19 protein-coding genes are annotated in these 17,070 nt (G+C 36.2%); 8 read left to right on the top strand and 11 right to left on the bottom strand.

Annotated features, from left to right (window positions below; all coding sequences use genetic code 11):
* Positions 1–155 precede the first annotated feature (155 nt).
* Positions 156–557: a VanZ family protein gene (locus tag RCH13_RS09755; protein ID WP_326987047.1), complete on the bottom strand. Its 402-nt coding sequence runs from the start codon at positions 555–557 to the stop codon at positions 156–158.
* Positions 508–885, bottom strand: a complete 378-nt coding sequence (gene gcvH / locus RCH13_RS09750) for a glycine cleavage system protein GcvH (RefSeq protein ID WP_326987046.1) — start codon at positions 883–885, stop codon at positions 508–510. The genes RCH13_RS09755 and gcvH overlap by 50 nt, the downstream gene beginning before the upstream one ends.
* 196 nt (positions 886–1,081) lie before the next feature.
* Between gcvH and RCH13_RS09745 the strand changes: the two genes are divergently transcribed.
* Positions 1,082–2,368: an aldehyde dehydrogenase family protein gene (locus RCH13_RS09745; RefSeq protein WP_326987045.1), complete on the top strand. Its 1,287-nt coding sequence runs from the start codon at positions 1,082–1,084 to the stop codon at positions 2,366–2,368.
* Positions 2,369–2,426: 58 nt separating this feature from the next.
* Here the strand turns inward: RCH13_RS09745 and RCH13_RS09740 are convergent, their stop codons facing one another.
* Both RCH13_RS09740 and truA read right to left on the bottom strand, forming a co-directional pair.
* On the bottom strand, positions 2,427–4,169 hold the full coding sequence (locus RCH13_RS09740) for an ABC transporter ATP-binding protein (protein ID WP_326987044.1): 1,743 nt from the start codon (positions 4,167–4,169) through the stop codon (positions 2,427–2,429).
* 90 nt (positions 4,170–4,259) lie between these two features.
* Positions 4,260–4,991 carry a tRNA pseudouridine(38-40) synthase TruA gene (gene truA, locus RCH13_RS09735; protein WP_326987043.1) on the bottom strand — a complete coding sequence of 244 codons (732 nt, stop codon included), beginning with the start codon at positions 4,989–4,991 and terminating at the stop codon, positions 4,260–4,262.
* Between the two features lie 382 nt (positions 4,992–5,373).
* Here truA and RCH13_RS09730 point away from each other — a divergent pair, with 382 nt between their 5' ends.
* The 3 genes from RCH13_RS09730 to RCH13_RS09720 all read left to right on the top strand — a co-directional run bounded on the left by RCH13_RS09730 (position 5,374) and on the right by RCH13_RS09720 (position 6,620).
* Positions 5,374–5,910 carry a DUF6985 domain-containing protein gene (locus RCH13_RS09730; RefSeq protein WP_442784628.1) on the top strand — a complete coding sequence of 179 codons (537 nt, stop codon included), beginning with the start codon at positions 5,374–5,376 and terminating at the stop codon, positions 5,908–5,910.
* Complete coding sequence (locus RCH13_RS09725; RefSeq protein WP_326987041.1) at positions 5,888–6,064, top strand: hypothetical protein; 177 nt, start codon at positions 5,888–5,890, stop codon at positions 6,062–6,064. Before RCH13_RS09730 ends, RCH13_RS09725 begins: the two co-directional genes overlap by 23 nt.
* A 64-nt stretch (positions 6,065–6,128) precedes the next feature.
* On the top strand, positions 6,129–6,620 hold the full coding sequence (locus RCH13_RS09720) for a metallophosphoesterase family protein (RefSeq protein ID WP_326987040.1): 492 nt from the start codon (positions 6,129–6,131) through the stop codon (positions 6,618–6,620).
* A gap of 5 nt (positions 6,621–6,625) precedes the next feature.
* Here RCH13_RS09720 and RCH13_RS09715 read toward each other — a convergent pair whose 3' ends face one another.
* From RCH13_RS09715 to cdd, 3 genes are all read right to left on the bottom strand, one after another.
* The gene (locus RCH13_RS09715; RefSeq protein WP_326987039.1) at positions 6,626–6,946 is read right to left on the bottom strand and encodes a DUF6572 domain-containing protein; all 321 of its coding nucleotides are present in this window, start codon (positions 6,944–6,946) and stop codon (positions 6,626–6,628) included.
* 26 nt (positions 6,947–6,972) lie between these two features.
* Positions 6,973–7,857: a Ppx/GppA phosphatase family protein gene (locus RCH13_RS09710; protein ID WP_326987038.1), complete on the bottom strand. Its 885-nt coding sequence runs from the start codon at positions 7,855–7,857 to the stop codon at positions 6,973–6,975.
* 86 nt (positions 7,858–7,943) lie between these two features.
* On the bottom strand, positions 7,944–8,423 hold the full coding sequence (cdd, locus tag RCH13_RS09705) for a cytidine deaminase (RefSeq protein WP_326987037.1): 480 nt from the start codon (positions 8,421–8,423) through the stop codon (positions 7,944–7,946).
* Positions 8,424–8,750: 327 nt separating this feature from the next.
* Between cdd and RCH13_RS09700 the strand changes: the two genes are divergently transcribed.
* From RCH13_RS09700 to namA, 3 genes are all read left to right on the top strand, one after another.
* On the top strand, positions 8,751–9,317 hold the full coding sequence (locus RCH13_RS09700; RefSeq protein WP_326987036.1) for a YciE/YciF ferroxidase family protein: 567 nt from the start codon (positions 8,751–8,753) through the stop codon (positions 9,315–9,317).
* A gap of 29 nt (positions 9,318–9,346) precedes the next feature.
* Entirely contained in the window at positions 9,347–11,485 is a 2,139-nt protein-coding gene (locus tag RCH13_RS09695; protein WP_326987035.1) for a catalase, read from the top strand.
* 138 nt (positions 11,486–11,623) lie between these two features.
* Entirely contained in the window at positions 11,624–12,670 is a 1,047-nt protein-coding gene (gene namA, locus RCH13_RS09690) for an NADPH dehydrogenase NamA (protein ID WP_326987058.1), read from the top strand.
* 67 nt (positions 12,671–12,737) lie between these two features.
* Here namA and RCH13_RS09685 read toward each other — a convergent pair whose 3' ends face one another.
* From RCH13_RS09685 to RCH13_RS09670, 4 genes are all read right to left on the bottom strand, one after another.
* On the bottom strand, positions 12,738–12,938 hold the full coding sequence (locus tag RCH13_RS09685; protein WP_326987034.1) for a hypothetical protein: 201 nt from the start codon (positions 12,936–12,938) through the stop codon (positions 12,738–12,740).
* Positions 12,939–13,006: 68 nt separating this feature from the next.
* Positions 13,007–14,290 carry a glutamate-1-semialdehyde 2,1-aminomutase gene (gene hemL, locus RCH13_RS09680; RefSeq protein ID WP_326987033.1) on the bottom strand — a complete coding sequence of 428 codons (1,284 nt, stop codon included), beginning with the start codon at positions 14,288–14,290 and terminating at the stop codon, positions 13,007–13,009.
* A gap of 76 nt (positions 14,291–14,366) precedes the next feature.
* On the bottom strand, positions 14,367–15,416 hold the full coding sequence (locus RCH13_RS09675) for a glucosaminidase domain-containing protein (protein WP_326987032.1): 1,050 nt from the start codon (positions 15,414–15,416) through the stop codon (positions 14,367–14,369).
* Positions 15,417–15,552: 136 nt separating this feature from the next.
* Positions 15,553–16,458 (bottom strand): 1-aminocyclopropane-1-carboxylate deaminase/D-cysteine desulfhydrase, encoded by a 906-nt coding sequence (locus RCH13_RS09670; RefSeq protein WP_326987031.1) that lies wholly within the window; start codon positions 16,456–16,458, stop codon positions 15,553–15,555.
* 113 nt (positions 16,459–16,571) lie between these two features.
* Between RCH13_RS09670 and RCH13_RS09665 the strand changes: the two genes are divergently transcribed.
* Positions 16,572–16,841: a hypothetical protein gene (locus tag RCH13_RS09665; protein ID WP_326987030.1), complete on the top strand. Its 270-nt coding sequence runs from the start codon at positions 16,572–16,574 to the stop codon at positions 16,839–16,841.
* Positions 16,842–17,070: the final 229 nt, after the last annotated feature.

The following is a 17,070-nucleotide window of genomic DNA, read 5'->3' as shown; positions in this document are numbered from 1 at the left end:
TCCACATTACTCATTTTAACCTCTTTTAATATCAATCTGCAGTCTAATCGCAATAAATCCAACTTCTACTAACTAAATACCAAACAAAAAACACATCTGAGAAGAGGTGTTTTTATATATTATGAGATAAGCGAGGATAATAAAATTGGCTTTAATTACATTTGTGTTCGTGCAAGTCTTTTAAAAATTAGATAACCAATTAATATTCCAACTGTATCCGCAACTAAATCTAAAGTTTCTAAAGATCTTCCCAACCCCATTATATCCTGTAACAATTCTGTAATTAAAGAATAGATTAGCATGATATATATAAAGGTTAAAAACTTAACCTTCGGATAGGCCGCAACAAAACAAAATGCCAACCAAGCAAATATTGAAATGTGTAGAACCTTATCAATGCCACTGAACATAAATGGGAATTCTACATTCTCTACGCCGGGTCGCAAAAGCATATAAGTAAGAAATGCCCAATAAATGGGCAAAATCTTTTTAAATATCTTAGAAATCTTATCCAAGGGATTCTTGGTATTGCTCTGCAGATAGTAGTTCTGAAACATCCGCATCATCCCCAATATCTAATTTAATAATCCACCCTTTTCCATAAGGATCGCTATTTAAAAGCTCTGGCTCATTTTCCAAATCAGAATTAAACGCTGTCACTTTACCAGATAGTGGTAAAAATAGATCAGAAACAGTTTTTACTGCTTCTACACTTCCGAAAACGTCTCCAGAGGATAAATCATCGTCAACAGAATCCACATCTACAAAAACAATATCCCCTAACTCACTTTGCGCGAAGTCTGTGATACCAATTGTTGCAATATTTCCTTCCACTTTAATCCATTCATGATCTTTGGTGTACTTTAATTCTCCAGGTGTATTCATTTTCTTAAAATTTATTTTTTCAAAATTAATTAAAATATTCGACTTCCCCCGTAATGAGGAACAAATACTTAATCTGGTGCTGCAATTTGATATTTTAACAATCATCATCATTAATATAATAATAGGTGTGAGGAAAATTTACTTTTATGCTTTTAGTATCTTTGCACCTCATTAAACATAAGTAGTAACGCCCAATATGAATATCAATAATAAATTAATCCTCGCAGATAAATCTTTCAAAGATTGGCGAGTGGTTTCATTTTCACAGAGACAAAAGTTTTTAGAAAAACTGGCCGACCTTTTAGAAAAGGAAATTCCAAAGCTTGCAAAAAATATTACGAAAGAAATGCACAAACCAATTTCTGAATCAAAAGCAGAGATTGAGAAAAGCATTCTGATGATTAGATATTATGCAGCAGCGGAAAACATTCTGGTTCCAGAAAAAATAAAAACAGAATTTAGGGTTTCTGAAGTTCACACCGTACCAAAAGGCGTAATTCTAGGAGTAATGCCGTGGAACTTTCCTTTTTGGCAAGTGCTTCGATTTGCAGTTCCCGCAATTCTGGCTGGAAATACGGTGGTTCTGAAGCACGCCTCCATTTGTTTCGGCAGTGGTAATCTCATGGAAGCAGCATTTTTGAAAGCTGGTTTTCCAAAAGGTATTTTTCAAAACTTAGAAATTGGACATTCTGAAGTCCAAAAAGTTTTGGAAAACAGTACTGTAAAAGGAGTGAGTTTAACGGGAAGTGAGAAAGCAGGTGCCGAAGTTGCTTCTATCGCAGGGAAACAGATAAAAAAATCTTTGCTAGAATTGGGCGGAAGTGATGCATTTATCATCTTAGACGACGCTAACTTGAAAAAAGCTGCAAAAACAGGAGCCGAAGCAAGGCTTCAAAATTGTGGACAAGCTTGCAACGCGGGTAAAAGATTCATCATCCAGAAAAATATTGAGAAAGAATTTATGCCTCTCTTTCTGGAAGAGTACAAACTTTTCGTGCCGGGTGATCCTTTCAAAAAGGAAACAAAATTGAGTGGAATGGCTAGACCAGACCTCGCCGATGAATTAGAAAAGCAGTATAAAAAGGCCATTAAATACGGAGCAGAAATTATTTTACCTCTTGAAAGAATTTCTGATAACGAATTTAATCCCGGACTCATCAAAGTAAAAGCTGGAAATCCAATCTTGCAGGAAGAACTTTTCGGACCTTTAGGAATGGTGATGATTGCGAAGAATGACAAGGAAGCTTTGCAATTGGCAAATGACATTCCGTTCGGTTTATCGAATGCGGTTTGGACAAAAAACAAAAAACGTCAGAAATTTTTTATCGAAAATTTAGAATCTGGAACCGTAAGTCTCAATAAAAAATCCAGCTCTGATCCAAGATTGCCTTTTGGTGGCGCGAAATCTTCTGGATACGGAACAGAATTATCTCTACACGCTTTGAAAGAATTTGTAAATATGAAGACGATTGTTGGAAATTAACTTCAACATGATACCTATTAAAAGACCTTCAAACTAATTTGAAGGTCTTTTGTTTTTATTACGATGTTTGAACTTGCGACTTTAATTGTGACTTATATAAGGTAGAATAATATCCGTTCTGTTTCAGGAGCTCCTCATGCTTTCCTTCTTCCACAATTTTTCCGTGTTCCATAACGATGATTTTATCTGCATTCACAATAGTAGAAAGTCTGTGTGCTATAATAATTGAAGTTCGGTTCTGCGTAATTTTCTCCGTAGCTTTTTGGATGAGCTTTTCACTCTCTTGATCAATGGAAGAAGTGGCTTCATCTAAAATCAAAATTTTCGGATCAGAGAGATACGCTCTTAAAAAGGATAACAATTGCCTTTGACCCAAAGAAATAGAAGAACCTCTTTCCCGCACCACATAATCATAACCACCCGGGAGACTTTCAATAAAATCATCGACTTCAATGTCTTTTGCCACCGCTTTAATCTTTTCTAAAGTCACCGACTCATCCCCAAAAGAAAGATTTTCGAAAATCGTACCGTGAAATAAGAAGACATCTTGTAAAACTACACCGACATGACTTCTTAAATTATACAACTCATACTCCTTTAAGTCTAAATCATCTAACAGAATCTGCCCAGAATTAATATCATACAATCTTGTGATCAAACTGATGATGGTTGATTTTCCTGCACCTGTAGCACCTACAATGGCGACCGTTTCTCCCGGATTTACTTTAAGACTGATGCCTTTTAAAACTTCTTGGTTATCATCATAAGAGAAATGCACATTTTTAAATTCAATTTTTCCCGCAAAATGGTCTTTCACCACCGTTCCCGTATTCGGCAGGGCAAAATCTTCATCCATGACGCCCAAAACTCTTTCCGCACCAACGATTCCTCTTTGAATATTATTGAAACGATCTGCAATTTGACGCAGCGGACGAATCAACATCGATATATATTGGATAAAAGCAATTACAACTCCCGCAGAAATGGTAATGTAACCTCCGTAAAACAAAATGAAACCAATAAAAAGGGAAGAAATTAATTCTACCACCGGAAAAAACAAAGAGAAAATAAAAACGGTCCGCAGCAAAGCCGACTTTAAAGTAATATTAATATCATCAAATTTTTGAAACTCCGCTTTTTGTCTATTAAAAACCTGTATTAAGGACATTCCAGACAATCTTTCCTGCACAAAGGAATTTTGATTACTCGTAAAAGCGCGCTCATCCGTAAAAGCTTTTTTCAACCTCTTTTGGAAAAATCTGGTAATAAGCACCATTAACGGAAGAATAATTAAGGAGATGTAACTCAGATTTACATCCACCTGAAACATCATAATAAGGACAAACACAATCCGCAATATATCCCCGAAAACCATCAAGAAACCATCCGTATAAACCGTTGCAATGGTTTCTACATCTCCCACCGCTCTGGTCACCAACTGTCCGATAGCAGTTTTATCAAAAAATGCGGTGCGGAAATAAATCAACTTATGATAAAGCCGTTCCCGAATATCCCGAATAACATTTTGAGAAATAAAATTGGAAAAGTAAACCAAAAAGAAATTCAAAATAGTCTCCCCGAAAACCAAAGCAATTAATATATAAATATGCTTCATCATCAACCCTTTGTCCCGAAGTTGAATAATATCTATATCCACAATCTGCATGGTAAGATACGGTCTGTACGTAGAAATGATGGAAAGGACAATGGAAATTAGGAGCGTAACAATAAACCACGACCGAAATTTCATGCCGATGACAAATAACCTTTTAATGATATCCCACGTGGATTGTTTCTTCATATCTGAGCTCAAATTCTGCGCAAAAATAAGGAATTTTGCAGGGATGCTGGCTCAGAAAAGATTGAGTATTTTAATGGACCTGATTGGCGGTTAAAAATCATAACCCACATCTACCAAAAAAAGACCTTGCGCCGGCGCAGATGTTCCCGCAGAATTTCGGTCTTTATCTTCAATTACTTTGCGCAAAGCGGTGGGTTCCATTTTTCCATTTCCAATTTCTACCATCGTTCCCACAATTGCTCGCACCATATTTCTTAAAAAGCGGTCTGCAGAAATGGTGAATTTTAAATCGCTGCCATTTTGCTCCCAAAAGGCTTTGTAGATTTTGCAGTTATTGGTTTTATTACCGGTGTGAAGTTTAGAAAAACTTGTGAAATCCTCGTATTCAAAAAGAATTTTGCAGGCTTCATTCATGCGTTCAACATCTATATCGCGTTTCCAAATTTGCCAGGCGGAATCTTGGTTGAAAGGATCTTTTGCCAAAGAAATGTAGTATTCATAAGTTCGAAAAGTCGCATCAAAACGCGCGTGAAAATCATCTTTCACAGGAAAAACGCTTTGAATCGCAATATCGGCAGACAAAAAACTATTGAGTTGATAGGTTAAGTTTTCAACGAGTGGATTTGCCGTATCAAAATGCGCAAAAATCCTTTTCGCATGAACACCTGTATCCGTTCGGCCCGCTCCAGTAATTTTAATTTTTTCCCGAAGAATTGTAGAAAGAGCATGCTCCAAAACTTCCTGCACAGAAATTTGGTCTGGCTGAATTTGATAACCAAAATAATTCTTCCCGAAATAAGAAAACTCAATAAAATACCTCATTGCGTGCAAATTTACAGAATTTTTAGAAGCAAGAAAGTGGGAATGTATTCAGAAAAACCTATCCCGCTTTCCGTTGCAATCTTTTTACCCCGACTTTAGTTGCGGCAAAAAAGGATTTTCTCTTCAATCGGGGCTAGAATTGAGAGCTGTCTTCTTTAGAAAAAACTCAAATTTGTCCAACGGTGATTGCTCAGTGCTTAAAATTCCATTAACAATTTATAAAGAGAAAAATAGATATCTTAGTGATCAGTAATTAGTCTTATAATTTTCAGACAAATCTTAACTGTATACGTTGTATTTGTCTTACGATAGGAGACATATATGCAAGTTATGGGCAAGCTTAAAAGACGACAACACCAACGACAATGAGTAAAGAAATTTCATCAAAAATAATCGGCGGCTAAAACAGGAAGACAGTTTCCCAGATTGGTGGAAAAGTGACGCAATCGAAATTCCATTCTTTGACAACGAGAAGTTGACAATAACATTTATGGACTTTGAACCCGAACACGACAAAACTTTTATAGACGAAGCTGACCAGGCACTGATAAATTTTCTAAAATTAAAAACGGAAGACCGAAATTCAATTTCAGAACTCGCTTATAAAAATTGTATTGACTATTTGGACGCTGTTGAAAATGGCGAAGCAGACGAACCATTTAGACACATAATGGATAAAAACGAAATTTGGAATTTTATACACCCGACAGAAATTCATGTAACAAGTCGACCATATAAAGAACAAGACATTTATGTAATGCTTGCTTGCGAGTGCGACTGGGAAGAAGAACACGGACTTCAATTCGTATTTAGACAAGGAAGAAAACTAACAAGAATAAGCGACCAAGACGGACATTTAACAGAATCTGATGCATCCGATAAACCTGATGAAGAAGATGAACTCTTATCTAAATTTTAGTAACGGACAGACGAGAAAGCCAGCCCATAACAGCAGCTACAAGAAATTGGCGGTTCAGTGGTTAAATGAAGCTTTGTGCTTCATATCAAGTTTTGTGGTGGCAGACAGTTTTGTGCTTCGTAATCGCCAACTTCTTGTAGCTGCAAAACGTTAGAATAATATCAAATCACAAATTTTATTCTAAACAAATTTCAAAAAATAAACAGGAAATTTACCACATGAAAATCCTCCTCCTCTCCGATTCCCATTCTTACATTGACGACCGAATTTTAGAATATGCAAAAAATGCAGATGAAATTTGGCATTGTGGAGATTTTGGAAATTTGCAAGTGATTGAAAAACTGGAGAAAATCAAACCTTTGCGCGGCGTTTACGGAAATATTGACGGTACAGAAGTCCGAAAAATATTTCCAGAAGTTTTAAGATTTAAATGTGAAGAAGTGGATGTTTTAATGATTCACATCGGTGGTTATCCCGGAAAATACACGCCGTTAGCCAAAAAAGAAATAGAAGAAAAAACTCCCAAACTATTTATCTCCGGACATTCCCATATTTTAAAAGCAATGTATGATCAAAAAAACAGCTTGCTTCATCTTAACCCTGGCGCCATGGGAAAAGTGGGGTGGCATCAAATGAGAACCATGATGCGTTTTGAAATCAACGGTGATCAAATAGAAAATTTAGAAATAATCGAATTGGGAAAAAAGTAAGAGTACTACTCTAGTATTTCCCACCTAAACTCGATTGATTTAGCGTCGAAAAAATTCTTGATATTTTGCAGAACTGCAGATCCAAATTCAGTTGGAGCATATTTCAGATCGACCATAATTCCTGCTAATCTATCTTTCGCATCTGGATAAATTTCTAACATTTGTCCACTTTCCATAAATTCTAGGTAAGCAAATATTTTATCCTGCAGCATAGTTGAATGTAACTGTTCATCATCCCAATCCAAATGGTCACAAATTGTTAATGTGACTTTATCTTCAGAATTAATAGAAATAGCGTCTATTCGATCAAGATGTTCGATGCTCATCGGATATTTTTAAATGCATTTAATTTCTATTTCGTCTTCAAACCTTCATAAATACTATGGATTAAACCATCGGCTACGGAAATCTTCGGTACAAATATTTTGTCAATATCACTCCACGTCATGATATTATTGAATATTTCCAAAGCAGGAACCAAAACATCGGCGCGATCTTCCCGTAAGCCAAACTGGGTCATGCGTTCCGCCACCGTCAATACGCTCATTTCTTTGTAATATTTTTTCAGGTAAGCGCCAGACATGGGTTTGCCGTCTTTTGTTTTACTCATAGAAAATATTTTATTGATGTTTCCACCTGAGCCAATCGCCATAATGGGTTTATCACTATTAATATTTTTGCGGATTTCTTCTTTCATTTCTTTCCACAAACCTTCAGTAACCAAACCATTCAGCAACCGAATGGTCCCGATATTAAAAGATTTTTCATACGCCATTTTGCCCTTTTCGAAAAAAGTGAGTTCGCTGGATCCACCTCCAACATCAATGTAGAGATAAGAGCAATTTTTATCTAAAGTATCTGCAACATGATTTTCAAAAACCAAAGAAGCTTCCTCATCACCCGTAATAATTTCGATATCAATTCCCGATTTTTTCTTAACCTTTTCCAGAATATCTCTCCCATTTTTAGCATCGCGCATGGCGCTGGTTGCACATGCTCGGTAATGTTCTACCTTATAAATAGACATCATACTGCTAAAAACGTTCATAGAATCCAAGACCATTTTCTCCCTTTCTTCCCCAATTTTTCCGTTCGTGAAAACATCCATTCCTAAACGAAGTGGAATTCTCAGCAGATTTAACTTGGTAAACTGCGGTTTCCCTTTTTTCGGTTCTGTCACTTCATTTATTAAAAGTCGTGCGGCATTACTTCCGATATCAATTGCTGCTATAATCATGAAAATATATTTTTTGGTTGAATGGCACTTTAAAGCTACAAAAATTTAGAAATTTTTGAATTCTTAAAAACCTTTTTTTGAAAATTTTAAAGAAAAGAGGAATCGAATGAAAAAGGCAACAGATCCCGAATGGATTTAGTTTTAAAAATTTCTCCTGCCACAGAAGCGAAATAAATCTCAATAGTTTCCTCTTGCTTGGCTTCATATTCCAATATTGACTGTCGGCACGCGCCGCACGGTGGAATTGGCGTGGAAGAAGTTGCTTTTCTCGGCGCACCAATCACGAAAAGTTTCTTAATTTTTACGCCAGGAAAATTGGCGCCCGTGTAAAAAATAGTAGTTCGCTCTGCACACAATCCTGAAGGATAAGCCGCATTTTCTTGATTGCTCCCGGTAATGATCTCACCGTTTTCTAAAAGAATCGCGCAGCCAACTGTAAAATCTGAGTAAGGTGCATATGCAATCTCCCGAATTTTCAGGGCTTTATCAAAAAGTGTTTTTTCGATCTCGTTTAAGTGATTGTAACTTTCGATAGATTCGAAATGGGTAATAAACTGTTTTTCCATTAAAAAAAATTGGAGAGTAAAGATAGCTTTTTTTTATTATTAAAGACATTTACCCCTCATTTAAGGCTTAAACACAGAAGTCTTAAGATTTAATTATTTGCAAATAGATCAGAGTATCAATTTTTTATAACGGGATGCTACTTTAAAAAACTGATCTATGTTTTGAACTTAATTATCCAAAAAATTGAAATGCTTTGGTTTGAAATTTGATTTTGAAATTTCCCTATGATTTACCATAATCTGATACTATTTTTAAAAGATAAGGAATAAAAAATCTATAAATACACAGATATCGCTTATTTACACAATCAACAAAAAATCTAAAAAATGGACACAAAAAAAACAAAATCTTCAAAGCAGGAAGAACCGAAAGTTGCAACAACTTTAAAAGAATTCTTCATTGACAGTCTGAAAGACATTTATTGGGCAGAAAATGCTCTGGTAAAAACTTTACCCAAAATGTTTGATCAAGCTACGGATCAGAAATTAAAAACTGCGATCAAAAATCATTTGGCTCAAACCAAAGAACAGGTCGTGAGATTGGAACAGGTTTTCGATTCTTTAGGAATGAAAGCGGAAGGAAAAAAATGTCTCGCCATGGATGGAATCATCAAAGAAGGTGAAGAAATTATGGAAGAAACTGCAGAAGGTCCGGTTCGAGATGCGGGAATTATCGCAGCTTCGCAAAAAGTGGAACATTATGAAATCGCAACTTATGGAACTTTAGCCGCTTTTGCGAAAACTTTGAATGAAAGAACAGCGCTTGATCTATTATTAAAAACTTTGGGTGAAGAAAAAAAATCCGATTGTTTACTCAGTACAATTGCCGATACCAACTTAAATTCTCAGGCGGTTGATGGAAAACTTCAGTCCAAAGATTTAAATGCGGTCTAAACTATAAAACACACCTTAAAAATACTACTATGAAAATAAATGAAAGCGAACCGTTTGAAAATGGCGCAAATCCAAAACAGGAACAATTAGGAAAATATACCACCGATAATAATGGAGAATTTCTGACGACCGATCAAGGTTTAAAAATAAATGACGACCAAAACTCCTTAAAAACAGGAGAAAGAGGCGCAACTTTACTCGAAGATTTTATTCTGCGGGAAAAAATAACGCATTTTGACCACGAAAGAATTCCGGAAAGAATTGTTCATGCAAGAGGTTCCGGAGCACATGGAGTTTTCGAACTGTTCAAACCGATGGGAAAATATACGAAAGCGAAATTCCTCAACAATACTTCTATAAAAACTCCGGTTTTTGCCAGATTTTCTACCGTGGCGGGTTTTCGTGGTTCCACTGATGTTCCAAGAGATGTTCGGGGATTTGCCGTGAAATTTTACACTGAGGAAGGAAATTACGATCTGGTCGGAAACAATATGCCTGTATTTTTTATTCAGGATGCTACAAAATTTCCGGATTTGGTTCACGCTGTAAAACCTGAACCACACAATGAAATTCCACAGGCGGCTTCTGCGCACGATACTTTCTGGGATTTTATTTCTCTCATGCCCGAAGCAATGCACAATGTAATGTGGTTGATGAGCGACCGTGCAATTCCGAGAAGTTTAAGAATGATGGAAGGTTTCGGCATTCATACTTTTCGATTTATTAACGAGGAAGGAAAATCTCATTTCGTAAAATTTCACTGGAAACCGAAACAGGGCGTTTTGGGTTTAGCATGGGACGAAGCACAACGAATTGCGGGAAAAGATACCGATTTTCACCGTCGGGATTTATGGGAAGCGATTGATGAAGGGCATTTTCCGGAGTGGGAATTGGGTGTTCAAATAGTTCCACAAGAAGATGAACATAAATATCCTTTCGATTTATTGGATCCTACAAAATTAATTCCAGAAGAGATGGTTCCAGTTGAGATTATTGGAAAAATGACTTTGAATAGAAATCCAGACAATTTCTTTGCAGAAACGGAACAAGTCGCTTTTCATCCCGGACATTTGGTTCCAGGAATTGATTTTTCTAATGATCCTTTGTTGCAAGGAAGACTATTTTCTTACACCGATACGCAAATCTCAAGATTAGGTGGGCCAAATTTTCATGAAATCCCAATTAATAAATCAATTCCAGAAGTGACGAATAATCAACGCGACGGAATGCACAGAATGCAAATTAATAAAGGAAGAGTAGCTTACAACCCTAATTCTATGGGTGGAGGTTGTCCTTTCCAGGCAAAAATTGCGGAAGGTGGTTTTAATTCTTTTGAAGAACGTATTGATTCTAAAAAAATCCGAATGAGAAGCAAAAGTTTCTTCGATCATTTCAGTCAACCCGATTTATTTTATCAAAGCATGTCGGAAGATGAAAAAAGACACATCCAAAATGCTTTTTCCTTTGAATTAGGCAAGGTAAAAATTGTTCCGATCCGTCAAAGAATGGTTAATATGCTTTTGGAAATCAATGAAGATCTGGCAAAAATTGTAGGTGAAAATTTAGGTTTAATTCCGGCGAAACTTCCGCAACCAATTACGGGAAGCATTCCAGCGGATGGAGATCTGGAACATTATCATTCTTTAAAAGAAAAACTTCCAATAAAAGATGCGCCCTCTTTAAGCATGTCCAATAAATTACCGACAGACATTAAAGCCAGAAGAATTGCGTTGATCACCGCAGATGGCGTAAATGATGAAGCGTTTACGAAAGTTAAAAAACAATTGTGTGATTTGGATGCGATGGTTCAAGTGATTGCACCCAAACATGGCTTTGTAACCACGAAATCTGGCGATCAATATCCAATTGATGAAAGTTTATTAACTGCGGCTTCAGTTGTCTTTGATGCAGTTTATGTTGCAGGTGGAGATAATTTATCAACCTTATTGTCAAATGCCGATGCACTTCATTTTGTTGCAGAAGCCTTTAAACATTGCAAACCGATTGCTGCGGATCAAGACGCTTCAGAATTTTTACAAAAAGCAATTCCGGAAATTAAACTGCCTGCAAAAGGAGTTTCAACCGATGGAAATTTAGAAGATTTTGTAAAAAATATTCAGCTGCACCGATTCTGGGAACGGGAAAAAAATCCGGTTGTTCCGGCTTAAAATATTTAAATTTTAAATAGTAAAGAGGTTTTCATTTTGAAAACCTCTTTTCTTTACATCGACATAATGAATGATAAAAAATAAAACCTCGATCCCACTTTTCGTAAATTTGAGCTCTTAATTAAAAAAATATTTATGATTTTATATTCGCCCATTAAATTTAGAAATCTTGAAATAAAAAACCGTTGGGTCATGTCGCCAATGTGTATGTATTCCAGTAATGACGGTGTTGCAACCGACTTTCATTATGTGCATTACGGCAGTCGCGCTCAAGGTGGAACGGGATTATTAATGGTAGAAGCAACTGGCGTTGTTCCGGAAGGTCGCATTACCAATAAATGTATGGGACTTTGGAACGATGAACAGAAAGAAAGTTTGAAAAAAATTGTAGATTTTGTTCACCAGAATTCAGACAGTAAAATTGGAATTCAACTCGGTCATGCCGGAAGAAAAGCTTCAACCTGGAATGGCAAACAAATATCACTGGAAGAAGGCTGGGAAACCGTGGCTCCTTCAAAAATTCCATACGCGGAAGAGGAAAGAATTCCGCACGAATTAAGCACGGAGGAAGTTAAAAAACTCGTTCAGGATTTTAAAGATGCTGCGAAAAGAGCTTTGGACGCAGGTTTTGATCTGATTGAAATTCACGCAGCACACGGATATTTGATTCACCAGTTTTTGTCGCCTTTATCAAATGTAAGAACTGATGAATATGGGGGAAGTTTTGAAAACAGAATTCGTTTTTTAGTTGAAATCGTAGAAGCGGTGAGTGAATTACTGGATGAAAATCATCCGCTTTTTGTGAGAATTTCTGGGACAGAATATGCGGAAAACGGGTGGAATATCGAAGACAGCGTAAAACTTGCTGAAGTTTTGAAAGATAAAACCGTTGACTTGATGGATGTTTCAAGTGGTGGAAATATTGCAGGTGCCAAAATTACTTTGTTTGATGGATATCAAGTTCCACTTGCGGCACAGATTAAAAAAGAAACAGGCATGAAAACCGGTGCCGTCGGTTTGATTAAAACTTCTGAATTAGCGGAAGAAATTTTGCAAAAAGAAGAGGCTGATCTAATTTTTGTTGCTCGGGAAATACTTAGAAATCCCTATTTGGCAGTTCAAGGTTCCTTTGGAACGGAAGATAAGTGTGATTTTCCGCACCAATATGATAGAGCGAAAATTTAATTGAACATTTTTAAAATAGAGAAAGCCATTTCAGATTGAAATGGCTTTCTCCTTTATATGTGTCTAATTATATTTTCTGAAATTTTCTCGCAATTTTAGAAATTCCAAAGTAAAGTGCAGATGTTATTAAAAAAACAATTCCCAACATCAGAAAAAATTCTGTAAACCTCAGCAAAACGCTTGGAACTTTCGGATCACCATCCATGATGAATCCAATGGTGGTCATGATTGCTGAAATGGTCAAGATATTTAAGTGTTGTTTTTTCATGGCATTCGTTTTTAAGTTATGTTTAGAAACGTAGAATAATGTTCATTCGTATGCAACATTTTCTAACTTTAAGAATACTCAAATTTGCGAATCACTTCCAAAGTTTTATCAATTTCCGTTTCCTTGATCGCATCAGAAATAAACCAGCTTTCATAACCACTTGGTGGCAAGTAAATTCCTTTTTCTAACAATTGATGAAAGAAATTATTGAACAAAGCATGATTTGCTTTGGAGGCTTCCTCAAAATTAGAAACCGCATTGATGTGAAAAAAGATACTCATCATCGAACCTTTTCGATTTATTCTGTGTTCAATGCTTTTCGAATTTAAAATTTTTCCGATTTCAAAATCCAGAGTTTCTGTGGTTTTACTAAGATTTTGGTAAAAGTTTTCATCTTTTTTAATGAGTTGCAAAGTCGTTAAACCCGCCCGCATCGCCAATGGATTTCCACTTAAAGTTCCGGCTTGATAAACCGCACCTTTTGGCGCCAATTGATCCATGATTTCATTTCGTCCGGCAAATGCACCCACTGGAAGTCCACCACCAATCACTTTTCCGAAAGTTACCAAATCTGCTTTCACACCATATAATTCCTGAGCACCACCGAAAGCCAAACGAAATCCGGTCATCACTTCATCAAAAATTAAAAGCGCGCCATGCTCATCGCATAAGGTGCGCAGTTTTTGAAGAAAATTATTTTCCGGTAAAACGCAACCCATATTTCCGGCAACTGGTTCTACAATGATTGCAGAAATTTCACCTTGGTTATGACGGAACAAATCTTCTACTTGTTCAATGTCATTGTACTTTGCGGTTAATGTATCTTGAGCAGTTCCAGGCGTAACACCAGGAGAACTTGGATTCCCGAAAGTAGCCATTCCGCTTCCGGCTTTAATTAAAAAAGAATCGGAGTGACCGTGATAACAACCTTCGAACTTGATGAATTTATCGCGTTTTGTAAAACCTCGCGCTAAGCGAATCGCACTCATACACGCTTCGGTTCCGGAAGAAACCATTCTGATCTGGTCAATATTTGGGACATTTTCTACAATATATTTTGCGATCTCGGTTTCCAGTTCAGTTGGAGTTCCGTAAGAAAATCCTTTTTCAGCTTGCTTTTTTATGGCTTCTAAAACTTCAGGATGCGTGTGCCCCAGAATTGCTGGCCCCCAAGAATTGATGAATTCAATATATTGATTGTCATCTTCATCCGTCATATAGGCGCCTTTCGCTGCTTTCATAAAAATAGGAACGCCACCTACGGATTTAAAAGCACGAACGGGAGAATTTACGCCGCCCGGAATGTATTGATAAGCCTCGTCAAATAAGGCTGAACTTCTTTGGTATAACATAATGTTGTAGGATGATGGATGTTTAATGATGGATTTGCAAAAATTACGTCGCAGATCATCAGTTCAAAATCGTGAGTTATTTTCTAGGTTTTTTGCTTTGCAGATAAATAAGTTGTCCGGAGCGTGGTTTTTGCCCGGCGTCCATTCGGTTTTTAGAATATAATTTAGAAAGTTTTATTCCAAATTTCTGGGATACATCGTGCATGGTTTCGCCCGTTTGTGTTTTGTAGGTTGCCACATTTCCGCTGGAGGATTTTGATTCTAAAAAGAGAATATCATTTCTATTCAATTGAGATTTTTCCAAATCATTCCACTTCATCAAAGAATTTTCAGAAATTTTAAATTTCTTGGAAATCTCAGCTAAATCAATATCATTCGGAATGATAACGAATTTTTTACCTCCATTTGGATGGCTTTTTATAAGGATAGAATTGAGTGTTTCTGCTTTGGATACAATGTTCTCTACGTTCTTTTGCTGCTTGGCGTAAGACACTTGTTCATAAGGAACTTTTACCGTTACTGGTTTTTTTGAAGCTTTACTTTGCTCGAGCTGCGCCATAAAAACATTGTCATTGCTTAAACCTGGATACATTTTCAAAACGGCGTACAAGACTTCTTTGGAATTGGTTTTATCAAATTCGTAGAGTTTGTTTCTTTCAATTTTATCTATTAAAATGTAAGCGTAGCGAGGATTTGTTGCATATCCCGCTTTTTTTAAACCATGTGCCCAAGCTTTGTAATCCATCATGTCTAAAGTGAAAAGCTTGGTATAAAAAGGTCGGTACGCTAAAAATTTTGAATGATCTTCGTATGATTCTCGTGGATCATTGTACACTCGGAAACATTCATTGGGTGCATCATCTGTATGTTTCATGGTTTTTCCAGTCCACTCTTCTTTGCATTTTATGCCGAAGTGATTATTTCCTTCTTGCGCCAATCTGCTTTGTCCACCACCCGTTTCTAAAAGTCCCTGTGCTAAAGTAATAGAAGCCGGAATTTTATATTTTTCCATTTCCTCTACGGCGTAAGATGCAAACCTTTGGATGTATTGCTCATCTGTTTTCCAGGTTTGCGCATTCGATTTGGCGATAAAAAGGAGTGCAAAAGCAAAAAATATTTTCTTCATAAATTCTTTTTGATGATTTTAAAACGAGTAAAATTTTATCCAATATTAAATTTCAAATCACTCAGTAGTTAAGCAGATTACCAATTGCAGTAAATCCGCGTTATCTACTCAATCTGCGAAAATTTTATGATCAATCTTATAAATTGATTGATTCTCGATTTTGTTTTTGCAGCATTTCATTGGCTCCAAAAATCCCTTGTAAACCTCCCGTATGAAAGGCTAAAATTCTACTTCCTGCTGGAAAATAATTCTCGTCGATGAGTTCAAAAATCTTCTGCATCATCTTTCCCGTATAAATTGGATCGAGTTGAATGCCGTATTTTCCTTTAAAGTTATTAATAAAACGGACATTTTGGTCACTTATTTTACCGTATCCATTTTCATCTGCATCCAAAAGTTTGAAGTTGTCTCTCCCTGAAAATTGAAGAACGCTATTATATAAGGAGTCGTCTTTCACCACTCTTAAACCTACTATCTTCTGATTTTTCTCAGCAAACTTAGAAATTCCGGCCACGGTTCCGCCCGTTCCAACTGCGGTGCAAAGATAATCAAAACTTTTTGTTTCCTCTGTGAGCATGAATTGGATTCCTTCCACGGCAAGTTCATTGGTTCCGCCTTCGGGAATGAGTAACGCACCTGGAAATTCTTCTTGTAGAATTTGGGTTAACGCAGCTTTATCCCTATACGCCGCTCTTGTCACAAATCTAAATTCCATTCCATTTTTACGCGCGAGATTTAAAGTAGGATTATCCTGCCATTTTCCTTCAAGTTCTTCTCCCCGAATGAGTCCTAAACTTTTCAATCCAAACTCTTTTCCCACTGCGGCAGTTGCAGCAATATGATTTGAAAATGCGCCACCAAAAGTAATGATGAAAGGATTTTCTAAATTTTGTTTTAAATAGGAATTGATATTATAAAAGAGTTTCCAATATTTGTTCCCGGATATTTTCGGATCAATGAGGTCTTCTCTTTTCACAAAAAGCTGGATATTTTTCTGAAGTGCAATTTCTGTGAGGGGAATTGAAAAGTTGGGAATTTTCATTAGGGCAAAGTTGAGGGAAATATTTGAAATAATAATCTTTATTATTTTATTGATCTTTATAACATCTCACTTTAATTCTTTATATTAGATAGTAAGCACAAAATAAAGTAGTTATGAAACAATTAGAGAAATTAGACTTAATATTAAAAACTCTACATACTAACCAAAATTCTACAATTGAAGATATTTGCGAAACACAAAATATTCCTCTAAACAGTATCGACGAAATTCAAATTCTTGCAAAACGTCTTGAAGATGAAAATTATATAAGAGTTTTTGCAACTATTACTAGCTATGGTATTGAATATTGCGAAGAAAACTTAAGTTTCCCAAGAAGTAATTCCTCAAAAATCACTTTACTTATCACAATTCTTGTGAGATAGAAAATACAATTAAAGAAATTCACCAAGCAATTCTTGATAGTAATCAAATTTCCATCGATCAGCAGAAGAATCTGAAGGAAAGTTTAGAAATTATTGAGACTTTAATTAAATCAGGGAACAAGGCTAAACTTCCTATTCAAGAACTTTTATCCAATGTTGCTAACATTGGAAACATTGCACAATTTGTTTTACAATTAGGGAAACTCATTTCTTCTTAAATTGAAATCAA

Origin of the sequence: Chryseobacterium sp. MP_3.2, from assembly GCF_035984805.1 — a bacterium.
Taxonomy (GTDB): domain Bacteria; phylum Bacteroidota; class Bacteroidia; order Flavobacteriales; family Weeksellaceae; genus Kaistella.
This window is presented reverse-complemented; position numbering and strand designations above follow the sequence as displayed.